Source organism: Actinopolymorpha singaporensis (assembly GCF_900104745.1).
Classification (GTDB): domain Bacteria; phylum Actinomycetota; class Actinomycetes; order Propionibacteriales; family Actinopolymorphaceae; genus Actinopolymorpha; species Actinopolymorpha singaporensis.
This window is the reverse complement of the sequence record NZ_LT629732.1, coordinates 1,070,603-1,086,171: the sequence shown is the minus strand read 5'-3', so window position 1 is coordinate 1,086,171 and position 15,569 is coordinate 1,070,603. Positions and strand designations below refer to the sequence as shown.

15 protein-coding genes are annotated in these 15,569 nt (G+C 72.2%); 10 read left to right on the top strand and 5 right to left on the bottom strand.

Annotation, left to right across the window (positions count from 1 at the left end; all coding sequences use genetic code 11):
• Positions 1-73: 73 nt before the first annotated feature.
• The 3 genes from BLU27_RS05000 to BLU27_RS04990 form a co-directional block, all read right to left on the bottom strand.
• The gene (locus tag BLU27_RS05000; RefSeq protein ID WP_092650978.1) at positions 74-1,060 is read right to left on the bottom strand and encodes an NAD(P)H-quinone oxidoreductase; all 987 of its coding nucleotides are present in this window, start codon (positions 1,058-1,060) and stop codon (positions 74-76) included.
• A 75-nt stretch (positions 1,061-1,135) separates the two neighbouring features.
• Positions 1,136-2,368 (bottom strand): potassium channel family protein, encoded by a 1,233-nt coding sequence (locus BLU27_RS04995; RefSeq protein WP_092650976.1) that lies wholly within the window; start codon positions 2,366-2,368, stop codon positions 1,136-1,138.
• Positions 2,369-2,401: 33 nt separating this feature from the next.
• Positions 2,402-3,388, bottom strand: coding sequence for an NTP transferase domain-containing protein (locus tag BLU27_RS04990; RefSeq protein WP_157728240.1), 987 nt, complete (start codon positions 3,386-3,388; stop codon positions 2,402-2,404).
• A 39-nt stretch (positions 3,389-3,427) separates the two neighbouring features.
• Here BLU27_RS04990 and BLU27_RS04985 point away from each other — a divergent pair, with 39 nt between their 5' ends.
• The 8 genes from BLU27_RS04985 to BLU27_RS04950 all read left to right on the top strand — a co-directional run bounded on the left by BLU27_RS04985 (position 3,428) and on the right by BLU27_RS04950 (position 12,516).
• Positions 3,428-4,228, top strand: coding sequence for a carbon-nitrogen hydrolase family protein (locus BLU27_RS04985; protein WP_092657186.1), 801 nt, complete (start codon positions 3,428-3,430; stop codon positions 4,226-4,228).
• Positions 4,229-4,461: 233 nt separating this feature from the next.
• Positions 4,462-5,163: a WecB/TagA/CpsF family glycosyltransferase gene (locus tag BLU27_RS04980; protein WP_157728239.1), complete on the top strand. Its 702-nt coding sequence runs from the start codon at positions 4,462-4,464 to the stop codon at positions 5,161-5,163.
• Between the two features lie 159 nt (positions 5,164-5,322).
• Positions 5,323-6,786, top strand: coding sequence for a CynX/NimT family MFS transporter (locus BLU27_RS04975; protein WP_172804875.1), 1,464 nt, complete (start codon positions 5,323-5,325; stop codon positions 6,784-6,786).
• A gap of 126 nt (positions 6,787-6,912) precedes the next feature.
• Positions 6,913-8,265, top strand: coding sequence for a hypothetical protein (locus BLU27_RS04970; protein WP_092650972.1), 1,353 nt, complete (start codon positions 6,913-6,915; stop codon positions 8,263-8,265).
• The gene (locus tag BLU27_RS04965; protein WP_092650970.1) at positions 8,262-9,530 is read left to right on the top strand and encodes a DegT/DnrJ/EryC1/StrS family aminotransferase; all 1,269 of its coding nucleotides are present in this window, start codon (positions 8,262-8,264) and stop codon (positions 9,528-9,530) included. Before BLU27_RS04970 ends, BLU27_RS04965 begins: the two co-directional genes overlap by 4 nt.
• Entirely contained in the window at positions 9,527-10,537 is a 1,011-nt protein-coding gene (locus BLU27_RS04960; RefSeq protein WP_172804873.1) for a Gfo/Idh/MocA family protein, read from the top strand. The genes BLU27_RS04965 and BLU27_RS04960 overlap by 4 nt, the downstream gene beginning before the upstream one ends.
• A gap of 251 nt (positions 10,538-10,788) precedes the next feature.
• Positions 10,789-11,655 carry an endonuclease/exonuclease/phosphatase family protein gene (locus BLU27_RS04955; protein ID WP_241827786.1) on the top strand — a complete coding sequence of 289 codons (867 nt, stop codon included), beginning with the start codon at positions 10,789-10,791 and terminating at the stop codon, positions 11,653-11,655.
• A gap of 42 nt (positions 11,656-11,697) precedes the next feature.
• Positions 11,698-12,516: an endonuclease/exonuclease/phosphatase family protein gene (locus BLU27_RS04950; protein WP_157728237.1), complete on the top strand. Its 819-nt coding sequence runs from the start codon at positions 11,698-11,700 to the stop codon at positions 12,514-12,516.
• 19 nt (positions 12,517-12,535) lie between these two features.
• Here BLU27_RS04950 and BLU27_RS04945 read toward each other — a convergent pair whose 3' ends face one another.
• A complete protein-coding gene (locus tag BLU27_RS04945; RefSeq protein ID WP_157728236.1) occupies positions 12,536-13,060 on the bottom strand; it encodes a hypothetical protein in 525 nt (174 codons plus the stop codon).
• Positions 13,061-13,297: 237 nt separating this feature from the next.
• On the opposite strand from BLU27_RS04945, the gene BLU27_RS04940 reads away from it, so the two are divergent.
• On the top strand, positions 13,298-14,362 hold the full coding sequence (locus BLU27_RS04940) for a hypothetical protein (RefSeq protein WP_157728235.1): 1,065 nt from the start codon (positions 13,298-13,300) through the stop codon (positions 14,360-14,362).
• Positions 14,363-14,427: 65 nt separating this feature from the next.
• Positions 14,428-14,886 (top strand): YbaB/EbfC family nucleoid-associated protein, encoded by a 459-nt coding sequence (locus tag BLU27_RS04935; protein ID WP_092650958.1) that lies wholly within the window; start codon positions 14,428-14,430, stop codon positions 14,884-14,886.
• Between the two features lie 32 nt (positions 14,887-14,918).
• On the opposite strand, the gene BLU27_RS04930 is transcribed toward BLU27_RS04935, so the two are convergent.
• Positions 14,919-15,476 (bottom strand): phosphotransferase-like protein, encoded by a 558-nt coding sequence (locus tag BLU27_RS04930; protein ID WP_092657183.1) that lies wholly within the window; start codon positions 15,474-15,476, stop codon positions 14,919-14,921.
• Positions 15,477-15,569: the final 93 nt, after the last annotated feature.

The following is a 15,569-nucleotide window of genomic DNA, read 5'->3' as shown; positions in this document are numbered from 1 at the left end:
ACCAGATTTTTTCGGTTTGTCCGTTTTTGCCGTTCCTCGGCGGTTCCTCGGGAGATTTGTCGGCGGCCGCCGGCTACTCCTCGCGGACGGCCAGGAGCACCTTGCCGACCTGCTCGCCGCGGTCGAGGACGCCGTGCGCCTCCGCCACCTGATCGATCGGCACGACCCGGTCGACGACCGGGCGCAGATGCCCGTCGGCGACCAGCGGCCAGACGTTCTCCCGCACGCTCGCCACGATGGCGGCCTTCTCCGCCACGGGCCGGGCACGCAAGCCGGTGGCGATGACCGCGGCCCGCTTGACCAGCAGGCGACCCAGGTCGAGTTCACCCTTGCGGCCGCCCTGCATCCCGATGACGACCAGCCGGCCCTCGGTGGCCAGCGTGGAGACGTTGCGGTCGAGGTACGGCCCGCCCACGATGTCGAGGATCACGTCGGCGCCGTGGCTGTCGGTGGCGTCGCGTACGACCTCCACGAAGTCCTGCTCGCGGTAGTCGATGGCGACATCGGCGCCCAGGTCCCGGCACGCCGCGCACTTGGCCGGCCCACCCGCCGTGGCAAGCACCCGCGCACCGAGTGCGGTGGCCAACTGGATCGCCGTGGTGCCGATGCCGCTTGCACCGCCGTGCACCAGCAGGGTCTCCCGAGGCTGCAGCCCCGCGAGCATGAACACGTTGGACCACACGGTGCAGACCGCCTCCGGCAGCGCGGCCGCCTCGACCAGGCTCACGCCCTCCGGGCGAGGGAGTACCTGGCCGGCGGGGACCGCCACCTTCTCGGCGTACCCGCCACCGGCCAGCAGGGCGCACACCTCGTCTCCGACCGCGAACCCGTCCACGTCCGGGCCCAGCGCGGCGATCCGGCCCGAACACTCCAGGCCGGGGATGTCCGACGCGCCCGGCGGAGGCGGGTAGTTGCCCTGGCGTTGCATGATGTCGGCACGGTTGACGCCGGCCGCCACCACGTCGACGACCACCTCGCCGGGGCCGGGCTCCGGGTCCGGCACATCCCGGAGCGTCAGGACCTCAGGACCACCCGCACCCTCGAGTACGACTGCACGCATCGTTCGGCTCTCCTCCCGGTCGACCGCCTTGTCGCCTACCCGGTCGTTATTGGATCCGTTCGACGCCCTGAACCCCTAGACGGTCTTGTCGCCAGAGCCGTTGGTGCCTGATCCGTCGTTGGCGCGGGAGCTTCCGGGTGCGCCGGGACCGTTGGGTCCGCCGCGTACGTCCGACCCGGCCGGCCTGATCGGCCCGGGCTCCTCGGCGTCGTCGGACTCGTCCTCGTGGTGAACCTCGTGTTCTCCGCCCGGCCGCGGCGCCCACGGGAGTTCCTCCGCGGGCCGGACCACGATTACCCGGTCGCCGCGCAGCAACTGCGACACGGTGGGGTCGAAGTAGCGGTAGACCTCACCGCCTCGGACGACGGCCACCGCCACGTCGTCCAGGTTGCGCGGCGAACGGCCCTCCTCGCGGGGGAGTACGGGGCGTTCGGCGACCTCCATGCCCTCGCCGTAGCTGAGCAGGTCCTCCAGGACCGTGCCGAGCGCCGGGCTGACCGTGGAGAGTCCCATGATCCGGCCCACCGCGTCGGAGGAGGTGACGGTGACGTCGGCACCACTCTGGCGCAGCAGGCGGATGTTCTCCGCCTCCCGCACCGACACCACCACCGTGGCGCTGGGGTTGAGCTGGCGGGCGGTGAGCGTGACGAGGACCGCCGTGTCGTCCCGGTGGGCGGTGACGATGACCCGGGAGGCGGCAGCAAGCTCGGCACGCCGGAGCACGTCGGCCCGCGTGGCGTCGCCGACCACCCCGCTCAGCCCGGCGGCGTTCGCCTCGGCAACGGCGCCCGGTGACGCGTCGACGACGACGATCTGGTCGGCGGGGATGCCGCCGTTGACGAGGGTGTCGACGGCGCTGCGGCCCTTGGTGCCGTACCCGACGACGACGGTGTGATCGCGCAACCTGGTCCTCCATCGCGAGATGCGCCACTGCTCCCGGCTCCGCGTGGCCAGGACCTCCAGGGTCGTGCCGACCAACACGATAAGGAAGGCGATCCGCAGCGGCGTGACGAGCAGGACGTTCGTCAGCCGGGCCTGTTGGGTGATCGGGGTGATGTCGCCGTACCCGGTGGTGGTGAGGCTGACGGTCGCGTAGTACAGCGAGTCGAGCACGTTGAGTGACCCGCCGGCGGCGTCCCGATATCCGTCCCGGTCGAGGTAGACCACCGCGACCACCAGCGCCAGCAGGCCGAGCGCGGCGGCGACGCGGATGGCGATCTGGCGTAGGGGCGGGACGTAGCTCTCGGGGAGACGCACCTCACCGAACAGGTGCGGCGCCGCGCGGTTGGGACGCTGCGGAAGTGACATGGCGGCAACGACAGTAGCGCCAGCCGGCTTCGGTCAGTCCGCCGAGCCGCTCTCCGTACCCCCAGGAGACGACGGATCAGCCGAACCACCGCGGGTCTGCCACTGCCGGGCGAGGCCGCGGGCCAGCTCGACACAGGCCGCGAGGTCGGCCGGTGAGCCGCCCCGGCGCGCGGCGGCGTACCCCACCAGGAACGTCGTCAGCGGCGCAGCGGGCCGGTCGACGTTGTGTGCCGCGTCGCGGGCCAGGTCGAGCACGGTGTTGATCAGGTCGGCGTCGACCACCGGGCTCCCGCCGGTTTCGGTCGCGTCGGCGGACAGCGCGGTGGTGAGCTGCTGGGCCCAGTCGAGGAGCATGGGTGGCCTTTCGGTGCTTTCGGTGGGGGTACGGGCGAGCCGGTCGGCGGCGGCGAGGTCGTCCGGGGTGTCGCAGTCGCGGGCCGCCCGGGGAGAGTGGAGCGTCGCGCACTTCAGGTGCGTGGTGAGCCGGCGGGCGGGCTGGTCGCGCGGATCGCCGGTCTCGGCCAGAACCCGTTCGACGGCGGTACGCCGGTAGGCCGCGGCCAGCGGCTGCGTACGCCCGGTGCCGTCGGTCAGCGTGACCCCCTCCAGGTCCGGGTTCGGCCCGCTCGCCAGTTCCGCGGCCAGGCCGGCCACCACGTCCGGGTCCAGCAGCGGCATGTCCGCGGCCAGCACCACCACGACGGGTGCGGCACCTCCGCCCAGTCCGGCCGCCACCGCCGCGAGTGGCCCCGAGCCAGGCGGATCCTCCCGGGCCCAGTGCGGGCGTACGGGAAGGTGCGGGTCCACCGGACGCTGCGGGCCGACCACAGTGACGGAGGCCGCCCCCGCACAGGCGGCGAGCACCCGGTCCAGCATCGGCCGGCCTCCGACCGGGAGCAGCACCTTGTCGGTACCGCCGAACCGGCGCGCGCCGCCACCGGCGAGCACGATCACGTCGTACGCCTGATCGTCCGCGGCCGGATCGTCCGCAGCCTGATCGGGCGCCGTCGGAATGGTCACGGGGTCGAGTGTTCCACCAGGGAGCGGCAGACTGGGCGCGTGCGTATCGCCCTGCTGCAGTTCACCGCCACGCTCGACAAGGAGCGCAACCTCGCCGAGATCGGGCGCCTGGCCCGCTCCGTCGCCGCCGACCGGCCCGCGGTCGTGGTGTGCCCGGAGGCGAGCATGTGCGACTTCGGCTCGGCCGACACCGTGCTCGGGGAGTACGCCGAGCCGCTGGACGGCCCGTTCGTGCGGGGCCTGTCCGACCTCGCGGGCGAGCTGGGAGCGGTCGTCGTGGCGGGCATGTTCGAACGCGTCGCCGACGACCCGGCAGGGCGGGCGTACAACACGCTCGTCGCCGTACGGCCCGACGGTTCGCTGGCCGCGACCTACCGCAAGATCCACCTGTACGACGCGTTCGGCTACCGCGAGTCCGACCGGCTGGTGGCCGGTGAGCCGACGCCGGTCACCGTGGACGTCGGCGACCACCGGCTCGGCCTGCTCACCTGCTACGACCTCCGCTTCCCCGAGTTCGCGAGGACGCTGGTCGACGCCGGGGCGGACGTCCTGGTGGTGCCGGCCGCCTGGATGCGCGGCCCGCTGAAGGAGGACCACTGGGTCACGCTGACGCGGGCCCGGGCGATCGAGAACACCAGCTACGTCGCCGCCTCCGGGCAGTGTGGTCCCGCGTACTCCGGCCGAAGCATGCTCGTCGACCCGATGGGTGTCGTGGCGACCTCCCTGGGCGAACAGGTGGGCGCGACGGTCGGCGAGGTCGAGGTCGAACGCCTGGCGCAGGCGCGTTCCCGCAACCCCACGCTGCGGCATCGACGGTTCACCGTCCGTTCGCTACCGTGAGCTGTGGGTGACGAAAACCCCTTCAAACGTCCCGAAAATCGATGTGTGGGACAAAAACCGGCGCCCGGTACGCCTGATCCACTTCGTCACCTCTATGGTCTGTGCTTGCGAAAACCTGATCAAGGCAAGGACAGGCTGGGGGGCTCGTCTCCTAAAGGGGTGTGCGACACATGGCCGTGACGAGTGTGAGTCGTCGGCTACGAGTGCTCGGAGTGCCCGTCGACGCAGTCGACATGCAAGGCACGTTGAACTGGGTCGAGGAACGGGTCGCCAGCCGCGAGAGCGGCACCCACCTGTGCGTCAACGCGGCGAACGTGGTTCGCGCGCACGACGACCCCGAGTACCTCGCCGTCCTCGAACGCGGCGACCTGATCGGCTCCGACGGGCAGCCGTTCGTCTGGGCGGCCCGCGCCCTCGGCCAGCCGCTGCCGGAGCGCGTCGCCGGCATCGACCTGATGGAGCAGGTGCTCGACCGGTCCCGGGAGACCGGCTGGCGGGTCTACCTGCTCGGCGGCCGCGACGAGGTGGTCCGCCGTCTGGCCGGCCAGCTCAGCGCCAGGGGCGTTCGCATCGTCGGTCACCGCGACGGCTACTTCCGTCCCGACGACGCCTCCCGGGTGTGGGACGAGGTCCGGTCCACCGACCCGGACGTGGTCTTCGTCGGGATGCCGACCCCGACCAAGGAGCGCTTCATCATCGAGGGCGCCCACCAGGCCCGGGTGCCGGTGTGTATCGGGGTGGGCGGCAGCTTCGACGTCCTGGCCGGCGACCTGCGCCGCGCACCGGCGTACATGCAGCGACTCGGGCTGGAGTGGTTGTTCCGGCTGCTGCAGGAGCCCCGCCGGTTGTTCACGCGGTACGCCGTGACCAACACGAGGTTCCTCGCCCTGGTCCTGCGGGCGATGGTGCGCCGGACCCGTACCGCACGCGGCTGACCCTCCGGGCTGATCGTTCCGGAGGTTCGACTACGGGGCCGACACCGGGGCCGACAGGGGGCCGACACCGGGGCGACTCCGGTGGTGACGCTCCGTGGGCCGGAGCCGGTTCGGATAACGAGTGGGCCGTCCGCGAGACACCCCATACGATTGGCCCACGTGTCATCAACCTGCGAATCCGCCGGCTCGTCGGCCTCCTCCCGGTCATTAGTGGCGCCCGCCGGCAGCGCCGCGGAGTCCCACCGCAGCCCCACCTACTCCGACGTCGCCGTGGCGACGCTGGACGCGGAGCGGGCCACGGCGCAGCCGACCGTGGCGGCACAGTCGGCGCCGGCCCGCGGCGGCTGGCCGGCCTGGCTGCTCCTCGCCGCCGTCGTCCTCCTCGCCTTCAACCTCCGCCCCGCCGTCTCCGGCCTGGGCGCGGTCCTGGACGAGGTGAGCGCGGACCTCGGCGTCTCCGCGCTGGTGGCCGGTGTCCTGACCACGCTGCCGGTACTGAGCTTCGCCGCGTTCGGTGCGATGGCGCCCGGCTGGTCGCGCCGGTTCGGTGCCCGGCGGGTGCTGGCCGCGGCGCTGCTCGCCGTGGTGGCCGGCCAGCTGGTGCGGGTGCTCGTACCCTCCGTGCCGGTCTTCCTGCTGGCCACGACGGTCGCGCTGGCCGGGATGGCGGCCGGGAACGTCCTCGTCCCCGCGTTCGTGAAGGCGTACTTCCCGGGACGGGTCGGCCTGGCCACCGCCGCGTACACCACGTCGATGGCGGTGGGCACCACGTTGCCGGCCGCGCTGACCGTGCCGATCGCGCAGGCGTTCGGCGGCTGGCGGTTCGGCCTCGGAGCCTGGGCGGTGGCCGCCGGCGTGGCGCTGCTGCCGTGGCTGGTGCTGGCCCGGCGCCGGGGCGTGGTCGCTCGACCGGCCGGTTCGAGCAACCGGCACGAGTCGCTGTGGTCGGTCGGGCGGTCACCGCTGGCGTGGTCGCTGGCGGGGTACTTCGGGCTGCAGTCGTTGCAGGCGTACGCCGCGTTCGGCTGGCTGCCGCAGATCTTCCGTGACGCAGGCGTGGACGCCGCCCACGCGGGGTTGCTGCTGGCGATCCTTCCGCTGGTGGGCGTACCCCTGTCGCTGCTCTTCCCGTCGCTGGCCGCGCGGCTGCCCGACCAGCGGCCGCTGGTGTGGGCGTGCGGCGGGGCGTACGTCGTCGGTTACGTCGGGCTGCTGCTCGCGCCCGCCTCCGGGGCGGTCGCCTGGGCGATCCTGCTCGGCCTGGGCGGCGGCGCGTTCCCGCTGACGCTGACGATGATCGGGCTGCGGTCGCGCTCGCACGACCTGACGGCGCGGCTGTCCGGGTTCACCCAGAGCGTGGGTTACCTGCTGGCGGCCTGCGGGCCGCTGGCGATGGGAGCGCTGTTCGACGTGACCGGCGGGTGGACGGTGCCGATCGGGCTGCTGCTGGTGCTCGTCGTGCCGCAGGTGGCGACCGGGCTGATGGCGGCCCGGCCGAGGTACGTCGACGACGAGCTGGCCGCCGCGGACGCGGCGCAGCACCTCTCCGCCGAGCCGAACCCCACCGACGACCGAGCCGGCGAGCGCGCCGACGTGGACGGCTCCGGGCACTCTCGCGGTTGACGGCCCTGGTCGCTGTCTCAGTGGACGGTTCCGGTCGTCCGCGGCAGGTTCGCACGCTGTCGCCCGCAGTGATCGTTCGCCATACTTGGCCACACCAGTAAGCCTTGGCCGGGAGGCGACACGACCGTGACGGCGACCTCGGAAACCACTCCCTTCTCCAGGACCCAAGCCGAGCTGTACGTCGGAACCGCCACCGCCGACATCACCCCCACCGCTCCCGTGCCGCTGGCCGGCTTCGCGGTGCGGCTCGAACCCTGGGAGAAGGTGCGGGCGCCGCTGTCCGCGCAGGTGTTCGCGTTCGGCGAGGCGGCCGGCACCTGCGAAGCGCTGCTAATCTGCGCCGACCTGTTGTGGTGGGGACCGGACACGGTGGCCGACCTGACCCGGCGGATCGAGACCGAGCACGGCGTACCGCAGGGAAGCGTCGTCCTGCACGCCTCGCACACCCACTGCGCACCGCAACCGGGGCTGACGTTCTCGCCCCTTCTCGGCAGCGGCGACCCCGCCTACGTCGCCCGCCTGACCGACTCCGTGCTCGCCGCTGTCGGTGCGGCGCTGGCCGGGATGGAACCGGTGTACGTCGAGCGGGGGACCGGCACCTGCGGGTTCGGCATCAACCGCAGGAGGGCCAACCCCGACGGCACCTACGGCGGCCCGAATCCCGACGGCCCGAACGACCCGGAGGTGGGCGTGCTCCGGCTCGCCCGCCCGGACGGCTCGACCCGGGCGCTGCTGGTCCACTACACCTGTCACCCCGTCGTATCCGCGGACCCGCAGGTGTCGCCGGACTACCCGGGCGCGATGCGGTCGGCGCTGGAACACACGGTCGGGGCGGGCGTACCCATCGCCTTCCTGCAGGGCTGCTGCGGTGACATCAACCCGAACGTCGTACGGGACGGGGAGTTCCACCGTGGCGGCGACGAGGAGATCGAGGCGATCGGCCGGCAGTTGGCCGCCGCGGTCGCCGCCGTCCTCGACCGGCCGCTGCGACGGCTGCCTCCGCTGCCGCCCGGCGGTGTCGCGGTGCGGACCCACACCGTCAACCTGCCCTTGCAGGTGCCCTCGCGCGACGAACTGGCCCGCCGCCGGGAGGCGCCCGGGATCGACGGTGACTGGGCACGACGGCTGCTCGCCGAGCCCGGGCGCCTGGTCGATCAGGTGCAGTTGCGGCTGACCAGGGCGGACCTCGCCGGCGGCCTCACGTTGGTCGGCTTCGACGCGGAGGTGAGCGTGGCGTACGGGCACCACGTGAAGCGCCGTACGTCCGGCGCCGCGCTGCCGATCCCGTACACCAACGGAATGATCGGGTACGTCGTCACCGCCGCGCAGTTGCGCGAGGGCGGGTACGAACCGGACCAGTCCTATCCGTACGTCTACCGCGCGGGCAGGTTCGCGCCCGCGGTGCAGGACCGCGTACTGACCGCGCTCGACGAGGTGCTCGGCGAACCCGCGCCCGCGCAGATCGGAGACCAGCGATGACGGCGACCAGACCCACGACGGACGCCGACCGGCCGGCCCTGCTGGGCGGCACCCCCGTACGCTCCGCCGGCTGGCCCGCCTGGCCGCCGGTGAACGACGCGGCCGTTCGTGCGGTCACCGAGGCCGCCGAGGCCGGCATCTGGTCGGCCGCCGACGGCCCGATGAAGACGGAGTTCGAGCGGGCGTTCGCGTCCTACCACGGCGCGCGGCACGGGCTGGGGGTGTGCAACGGGACCATCGCCCTGGAGATCGCGCTGAAGTCGCTCGGGATCGGCAGCGGCGACGAGGTGATCGTGCCGGGCTACACGTTCCTCGCCACCGCGACCTCCGTGCTGGGCGTGAACGCGCTGCCGGTGTTCGCCGACGTCGACCCGGAGTACGCCTGCCTGGACCCGGACGCGGTGGAGGCAGCGATCACCCCGCGCACGAAGGCGATCATCCCGGTCCACCTCGCGGGGCACCCGGCCGATCTGGACCGGCTCGCCGACCTCGCTGTCAAGCACGGGTTGGCGCTGATCGAGGACGCCGCGCACGCGCACGGCGCCAGTTGGCGGGGGCGGCGGGTCGGTTCGTTCGGCATCTTCGGCTGCTGGTCGTTCCAGGCCAGCAAGAACATGACCGCGGGTGAGGGCGGCATGGTGGTGACCAGCGACGACGAACTCGCCGAGCGGGCGTGGAGCTTCCACCACTGCGGGCGTTCGCGGGCCGGCGCGTGGTACGACCACGGCATCCTCGGCGGCAACTACCGCCTGACGGAGTTCCAGAGCGCGATCCTGCTGGCCCAGCTCGCCGACCTGGACGAGCAGCTGGAACGCCGTGAACGCAGCGCCCGCGTCCTCGACGAGGGGCTGGCCCGGATCACTGGACTCACCCCGCTGGGCCGCGACCCGCGGTGCACGACGCACGGCTACCACCTGTACCAGTTCCGGTACGACCCGAACGCTTTCGGCGGGCTGCCCCGCGAGCGCTTCACCGCCGCCCTGAACGCCGAGGGCATCCCGGCCAGTCCCGGCTACGGCGTACCCCTCGACCGGCAGGGCGTGTTCGCACAGCGGCGTTTCGACCAGCGCGCGACCGGCTTCGACCCGTCCTACCCCGCGACCGACTACGGCCGGCTCCACCTGCCGGTGACCGAGCGTTTCTGCGCGGAACTGGTGTGGATTCCCCAACAGGTCCTCCTCGGCTCCGACGCCGACATGGCCGATATCGTCACAGCTGCGGAGAAGGTCTCGGCGGCGGCGGACACCCTGGTGGAGGCGACGTGACCGCAGCGGCGGAGGGCGCGCGGACGCTCGACGCGACGGCCCGGCCCAGGGTCGCGATCATCGGCACCGGCCAGATGGGCAGCCGGCACGTCGAGGCCTGGCAACGCCTCGGGGCCGAGGTCGTGGTCCATTCCCGTTCGGCCGAACGCGGGCGGGCGTTCGCGTCCGAGCACGGTGTGCGGTCGGTGACCGAGCCGAGCGAGGTGCTCGCCGCCGCCGACGTCATCGACATCTGCACGCCCACCGACACCCACGCGACGCTCGCCCACTGGGCCGCCGGCGCCGGCCGGCATGTCGTCTGCGAGAAGCCGCTGGCCCGCGAGCCCGCCGAGGGCCGGACGATGATCGACGCGTGCATCGACGCCGGTGTCGGGCTGTGCGTGGCGCAGGTGCTGCGCTACTTCCCGGCGTACGTCGCGGCGAGGGACGCCGTCGCCGCCGGCCGGATCGGGCGGCCGAAGGAGTTCACGTTCTTCCGGGAGGCGGAGAGTCCGGGTGCGCAGACCTGGTTCGCCGACGTGGTCCGGTCCGGCGGCCTCCTGGTCGACCTGGCCATCCACGACCTGGACTACGCGCGCTGGGTGGCCGGCGAGGTGAGCGAGGTCGTCGGCCGTACGACACCGCGCGCCGACGCCGGGTCGCCGCAGCGGAGCGCCGCGACGCTCACCCACGTCGACGGGGTGACCACGCGGGTGGAGGCGGTCTGGGACGTGCCGGGCACCCCGGTGCGGTCGACGTTCGAGCTCGCCGGCGACGAGGGCGTGCTGCGGTTCGACTCCGCGCCGAGGCAGGTGGTGACAGACGGGACCGGTGCGGTGGTGTACGCCGACGACGGCTCGGTCGATCCGTTCGCCGAACAGTTCGCCGAGTTCGTCACCGCGTTCGCCGGCGGCGTGGAGCCCCGGGTCACCGCCGAGGACGGCCTGACCGCGCTTGCGATCGCGCTCGCCGCTGAGGAGTCGGCACGCACAGGCCGGCCGGTCGACCCCGCGAGCCTGCGCCGCTGACTTCGCGTGGCTCAACCCTGGCGAGCGTGACCGGGACCGGCCGCGGCAGTTGCGTACGAAGATCCACTCCGGACCGAAACCCGTTAACGTGACCCGCACGCACCCTGTTGCCGCCGGGTGCTGGTTCGTTTCGCGGGTCGGGTCATACCGTCACCGGGGGTTCGTACGCCGTCCATGCGTACGCCCCGCCTTCGTGCGGGGGCGCCGGTGGGATGGGTGCCCTACCCCTGTTGCCGGGAAGGGAGCAGTTCGTGCTTCGACGTACGCCACGACTCACGCGTGCACTCACCCTCGTGGGTGCGGCCGCACTCGCGCTCGCCACCTCCGTCGGGCTCGCGGCCGCGCCGGCCAGCGCCGACCAGGCCGGCGCCGCCCAGGCCCAGCCGGTACGGGTGCGAGTGGCCAGCTACAACATCCACCACGGTGCGGGCCCGGACAACGTGCTCGACCTGCCCGACGTGGCCGGCGAGATCCGCGACCTGCATGCGGACGTGATCGGCCTGCAGGAGGTCGACCGGCACTGGGGCGACCGCAGCGACAACCTCGACGAGGCCGCCTGGCTGGCCGACCGGCTGGACATGTACGTCGCCTATGCCGCCAACCTCGACCTGGACCCTGCCACACCCGGCGGCGAGCGCCGTCAGTACGGCACCGCGATCCTGTCCCGCTTCCCGATCCTCTCCTCCACCAACACGTTGCTGCCGAAGTTCGGTGACCACGAACAGCGCGGCCTGCTCGTCGCCGACATCAAGGTGCGCGGCGTGATGATGCGGTTCGCCAACACGCACCTGCAGCACAACGACAACCTCGAACGCCAGGCGCAGGCGCAGCGGATCGTCGAACTCCTCGGCGACCAGCCCACCCGGACGTTCCTCACCGGCGACCTGAACGCCAGTGCCGGTGCGGCCGAGATCAAGATCCTCACCAACGTGTTCACCGACGCCTGGGCGGCGGTCGGCGTGGGCGACGGGTTCACGTACTCCCAGGAGGACCCGCACAACCGGATCGACTTCGTGATGTCCTCGCCGGACGTGCAGCCCCTGCACGCCCGGGTGGCCACCGACGCCGACGGTTCCGACCACCTGCCGGTGGTGGCCGACTTCGCCGTCCGCCGCTGACGGCGGGAGCAGTTCGCCCGCCGCACCCGTAGCCTGCACCGGGTGAGCAGCCCGCGGTTCCACGTGGAACACGAACACCCGCACGGTCCTTCGGAGGGCGGTGGTCACGAGGTGGCCACCGCCCTCCGCGTCGTCACGTACAACATCCACCACGGCGCGGACGCGGAGGACCGGCTCGACCTCGCCCGGACCGCCGCGGTGCTCGCGCGTTCGGGCGCCGACCTGATCGGGCTGCAGGAGGTCGACCGGCACTGGTCCGAACGCAGTGCGTTCGCCGACCAGGGGAAGTGGCTGGCGGGGACCCTGGGCATGCACGTGGCGTACGGGGCCAATCTCGACCTCGACCCCGATCCAGACGGGCCCGGGCCGGAGCGCCGGCAGTACGGCCTCGCGGTGCTGTCCCGCTTCCCGATCCTGTCGGTGCTGCACGAGTTGTTGCCGCACGGGCCGGAGGCCGACCCGGCGCTCGAACTCCGCGGGCTCCTTGCCGTCGAGGTCGACGTCGACGGAACGCGGTTGCGCTTCGCCACCACGCATCTGTCCGAGGCCGACCCGCGCGCCCGGGAAAGCGAGGCCACCCGGGTCGCCGACCTTCTAGGGCGCGCACCGCGGCGGACCATCCTCACCGGGGACCTGAACGCCCTGCCCGCCGCGCCGGAGACCAAGCCGCTCACCGACGTACTCGTCGACGCCTGGCCGGACGAGGGCGACGACCCCGGCCACACGATCCCGGTCGCCGTACCCGACCGGCGGATCGACTACGTGCTCGTCTCACCCGACCTGACGCCCGCCCGCCGCCAGGTGCTCACCGGCGCGGACGCCTCCGACCACCTGCCCGTCGTGGTGGACGTACGGCTCTGAGACCGACTCTGGGACGGGCTCAGTCGGCAAGGGGTTCGTCCAGCGGGTCGCGCCACTTCGTACCCGCGTGCTCGCGTACGCACCCCAGCAGTTCCTCGGTCGGCCGCGACCAGCGTTCGACGCCGGCGATCAGCAGCAGCCGGCGGTTGGGCTCCCAGCGCATCGCCCAGCGGTGCGGCTTCGTCTCCCACCCCCGCGTCGGGCGTACGGACAGGAAGCGGGCACCGCGCCACTTCACCAGCCCGACGCCGTCCAGGTCGCCCCACGGCATTCGCAGCCGGTTGGTGTTGAACAGTCCGACCATGGACAGCGCCGCCTCGTCGACCTCGATCGCGAACCAGCCGCGCAGCATCAGGTAGCCACCGATGCCGGGCAGGAACGCCGCCGCGCCGAACAGGACGAACCCGAGTACGCCGGAAGGGCCGGGAGACCTGACCAGCATCACGACGGCCGCGCCGACCAGGAAGAGCGCCATCACCGGGAGTACGACGGCGCCGAGGAACGTGCCCAGCGGGCTGGGTCGGAACACTTCTCTGGCGCGCACGGCCGACAGGGTATCCGCACGTGCCGACCGCACGTGCCGACCGCTCGGTCTGACCCGTGGTTGTCCACAGCCAGATCCGCGCCGGTGTTGTCCACAGGTGCACCTGCCGGCAGGTCCGGCATCACCGTCCGCACCAGTAGGCTCGGCACCTCGCCTCGCGACATACCGGGATCGGGAGGCCGGGCCGGCGGCCGGGGACTGGTCCGGGTGGGCAACGGGACGACGGAGGCCGGATCGGTGGCACCGCAGAACAAACACACCAGGCACCTGATCGAGGCGGCGGCTCAGGCGGCCGCCGACAAGGCCGGTCCACACCTCAACGTCGCCGTCGACTACGTCGACAAATACACCAAGCTTCCCTGGCACGCGTTCGGCGCGCTGCCCGCGACCATCCTGGCCGGCTCCTACGACGCGGCGCGGGAAAGCCAGCTGCACAACCTCAGGGACGGCCGGGAGAAGCTCAGGCAGATGGTGGAGGGCCTGGCACAGGTCGCCCACACGTACTGGACGGCGGAGAAGGCCAACACCCTCACCGCCGACGGCAAGGAGAAGCTCGAGGCCACCAGACCAAAGCCGGCAACGTCGCTGCTCGGGTCGATCGTCGACGGCTACGCCGCCGGCGGGGTTCCGCTCACGGTGGTCGCGGCGGTGGCACTTCGGCCGCACTGGGTCTTCTCGATCGTCACGAAGAACGCCACGGCCAGACTGTGCCCGCTCGCCCTGATCAGCGTGGGGACCTGGGCGGCGCTGGAGCCCGACGAGGAGTCCCTCAGTCAGGCGAAGGGAGCCTGGGAGCAGACGGCCGAGCACCTGAAGAACATCGGTGACCTCGACACGGCGATGGGGCTGAGCGAGGACGCCTGGTCGGTGGAGAACGACTCCCGCAGGCAGTTCAACGCCTGGCTGGCCGACTTCCAGGTCGAGCTGAACGACGCCAAGGACGCCGCGTCCAGTCAGGCGACCGCGATCGACGGCGTCGTCTCGGCCATCCGGGGAATCCAGACCGGCATGGTGATCACCGACGCCGCCTGTCTGGTCGCGATGATCTGCTTCAAGATCATGGAGGCGTTCCCGCTCACCACGCTGGCGGGCAAGCTCGGCCAGGTCGCCGTGGCGATCACCAACGCGATCGCGACGACGGCGGTGGCGGCCGCGATCCTGTCGTTCATCACCACGTGGGCAGGTAACGCCACGTCAATCGCCAGCGCCGGACAGTTCAAGAAGCTGGAGATCGGGCCGGGCGGTGACGAACAGACGTTCATCGACCTGAAGGATCCCACCGAGGACTGGGCGAAGGCGTGAGCTGACCGCGCGGTCCCAACTGAGCCACTGGATTGGGCACCCCAACGGCCGGGAGGACAGCGCACATGAGCTTCTTCGGGATCCCCGAGCTCGACGCCAACATGGACGGCCTGCTGAACATGGTCGACCAGCTCGAGACGATCCAGCAGCGGATGAACGACCTGACGGCCGGCGCCACCAGCGAGGACGAGTACATCACCGTCACCGTGGACGCGAAGGGCCAGGTCGCCGCGATCGAGCTCAACCCCCGCGTCATGCGCAAGGCGTCCGAGGACCTCGCCGAGGAGCTCAGGGAGACGATCAACCGGGCGCACGCGGCGCTGGCCGAGCGCAGCCAGGAGCTCATGTCCGAGCTGACCGGGGCAGCCGGGATCGACCTGGACGCGGCTCTGAACGGCACGGGCAACGTCAGGGAAGCCGCCGAGGAGCTGATCCGGATCGGGCGCGGCGACGTGACGCCGGAGCAGGCGAACGCCGCGATGCGCGACGCCACCCACCGGGTGACCGGCTTCAAACAGCCCTGACCGCGGACCGGTCGGAGCGGCCTGGTTCGGCCTCAGGCGACCCGGGTTTCCGGGAGCCGGTCCAGGATCTGCGTCACGGTCTGCTCCGGCGACTGGTCGGAGGTGTCCAGCCACAGCCCGAGCCGGGGCGTCTCGAGGCGTAGCGCGGCGTCGAGCTCGGCGGCGGTCCAGCCGTCGGCGTACCCCGTCTTGCCCCGGCCGGCCTCCCGGCGCTCCACCACCTCCGGCCGCGGTGCGAGGACGACCACGCCGACCGGGCGGGCGACCAGCGACTGCACGTACTCCGTCAGATGCCGCCCGATGAGGATGTCCTGTACGACGGCGATGTAGCCGGCCTCGGCGTAGGCGTCGGCGACCGAGGCGGAGATCCGGTAGCGCAGGCGCAGCTCGGCGTCCATGGCCTCCCCGCCGTCCGGCACGATCGGCGCGGCCCCCGACACGATCATCCGGCGGAACACGTCGCCGCGTACGTGCGCGGACCGGTCCAGGTGCTCGGCCAGCAACTGCGCGACGGTCGACTTGCCGGCGGCCATGATGCCGGTCACCACGATGACCTTGGGGACCTCGGGCGTCTCGGGGTGGGGGACCATCGCACCATCGTGCAGCGCGGGCGCGACGCGGTGCACCTGGTTTGGATCTCGCCGGCCCCGCGCAGTCTCGCCTCCCCGAACACGACAGAGCCG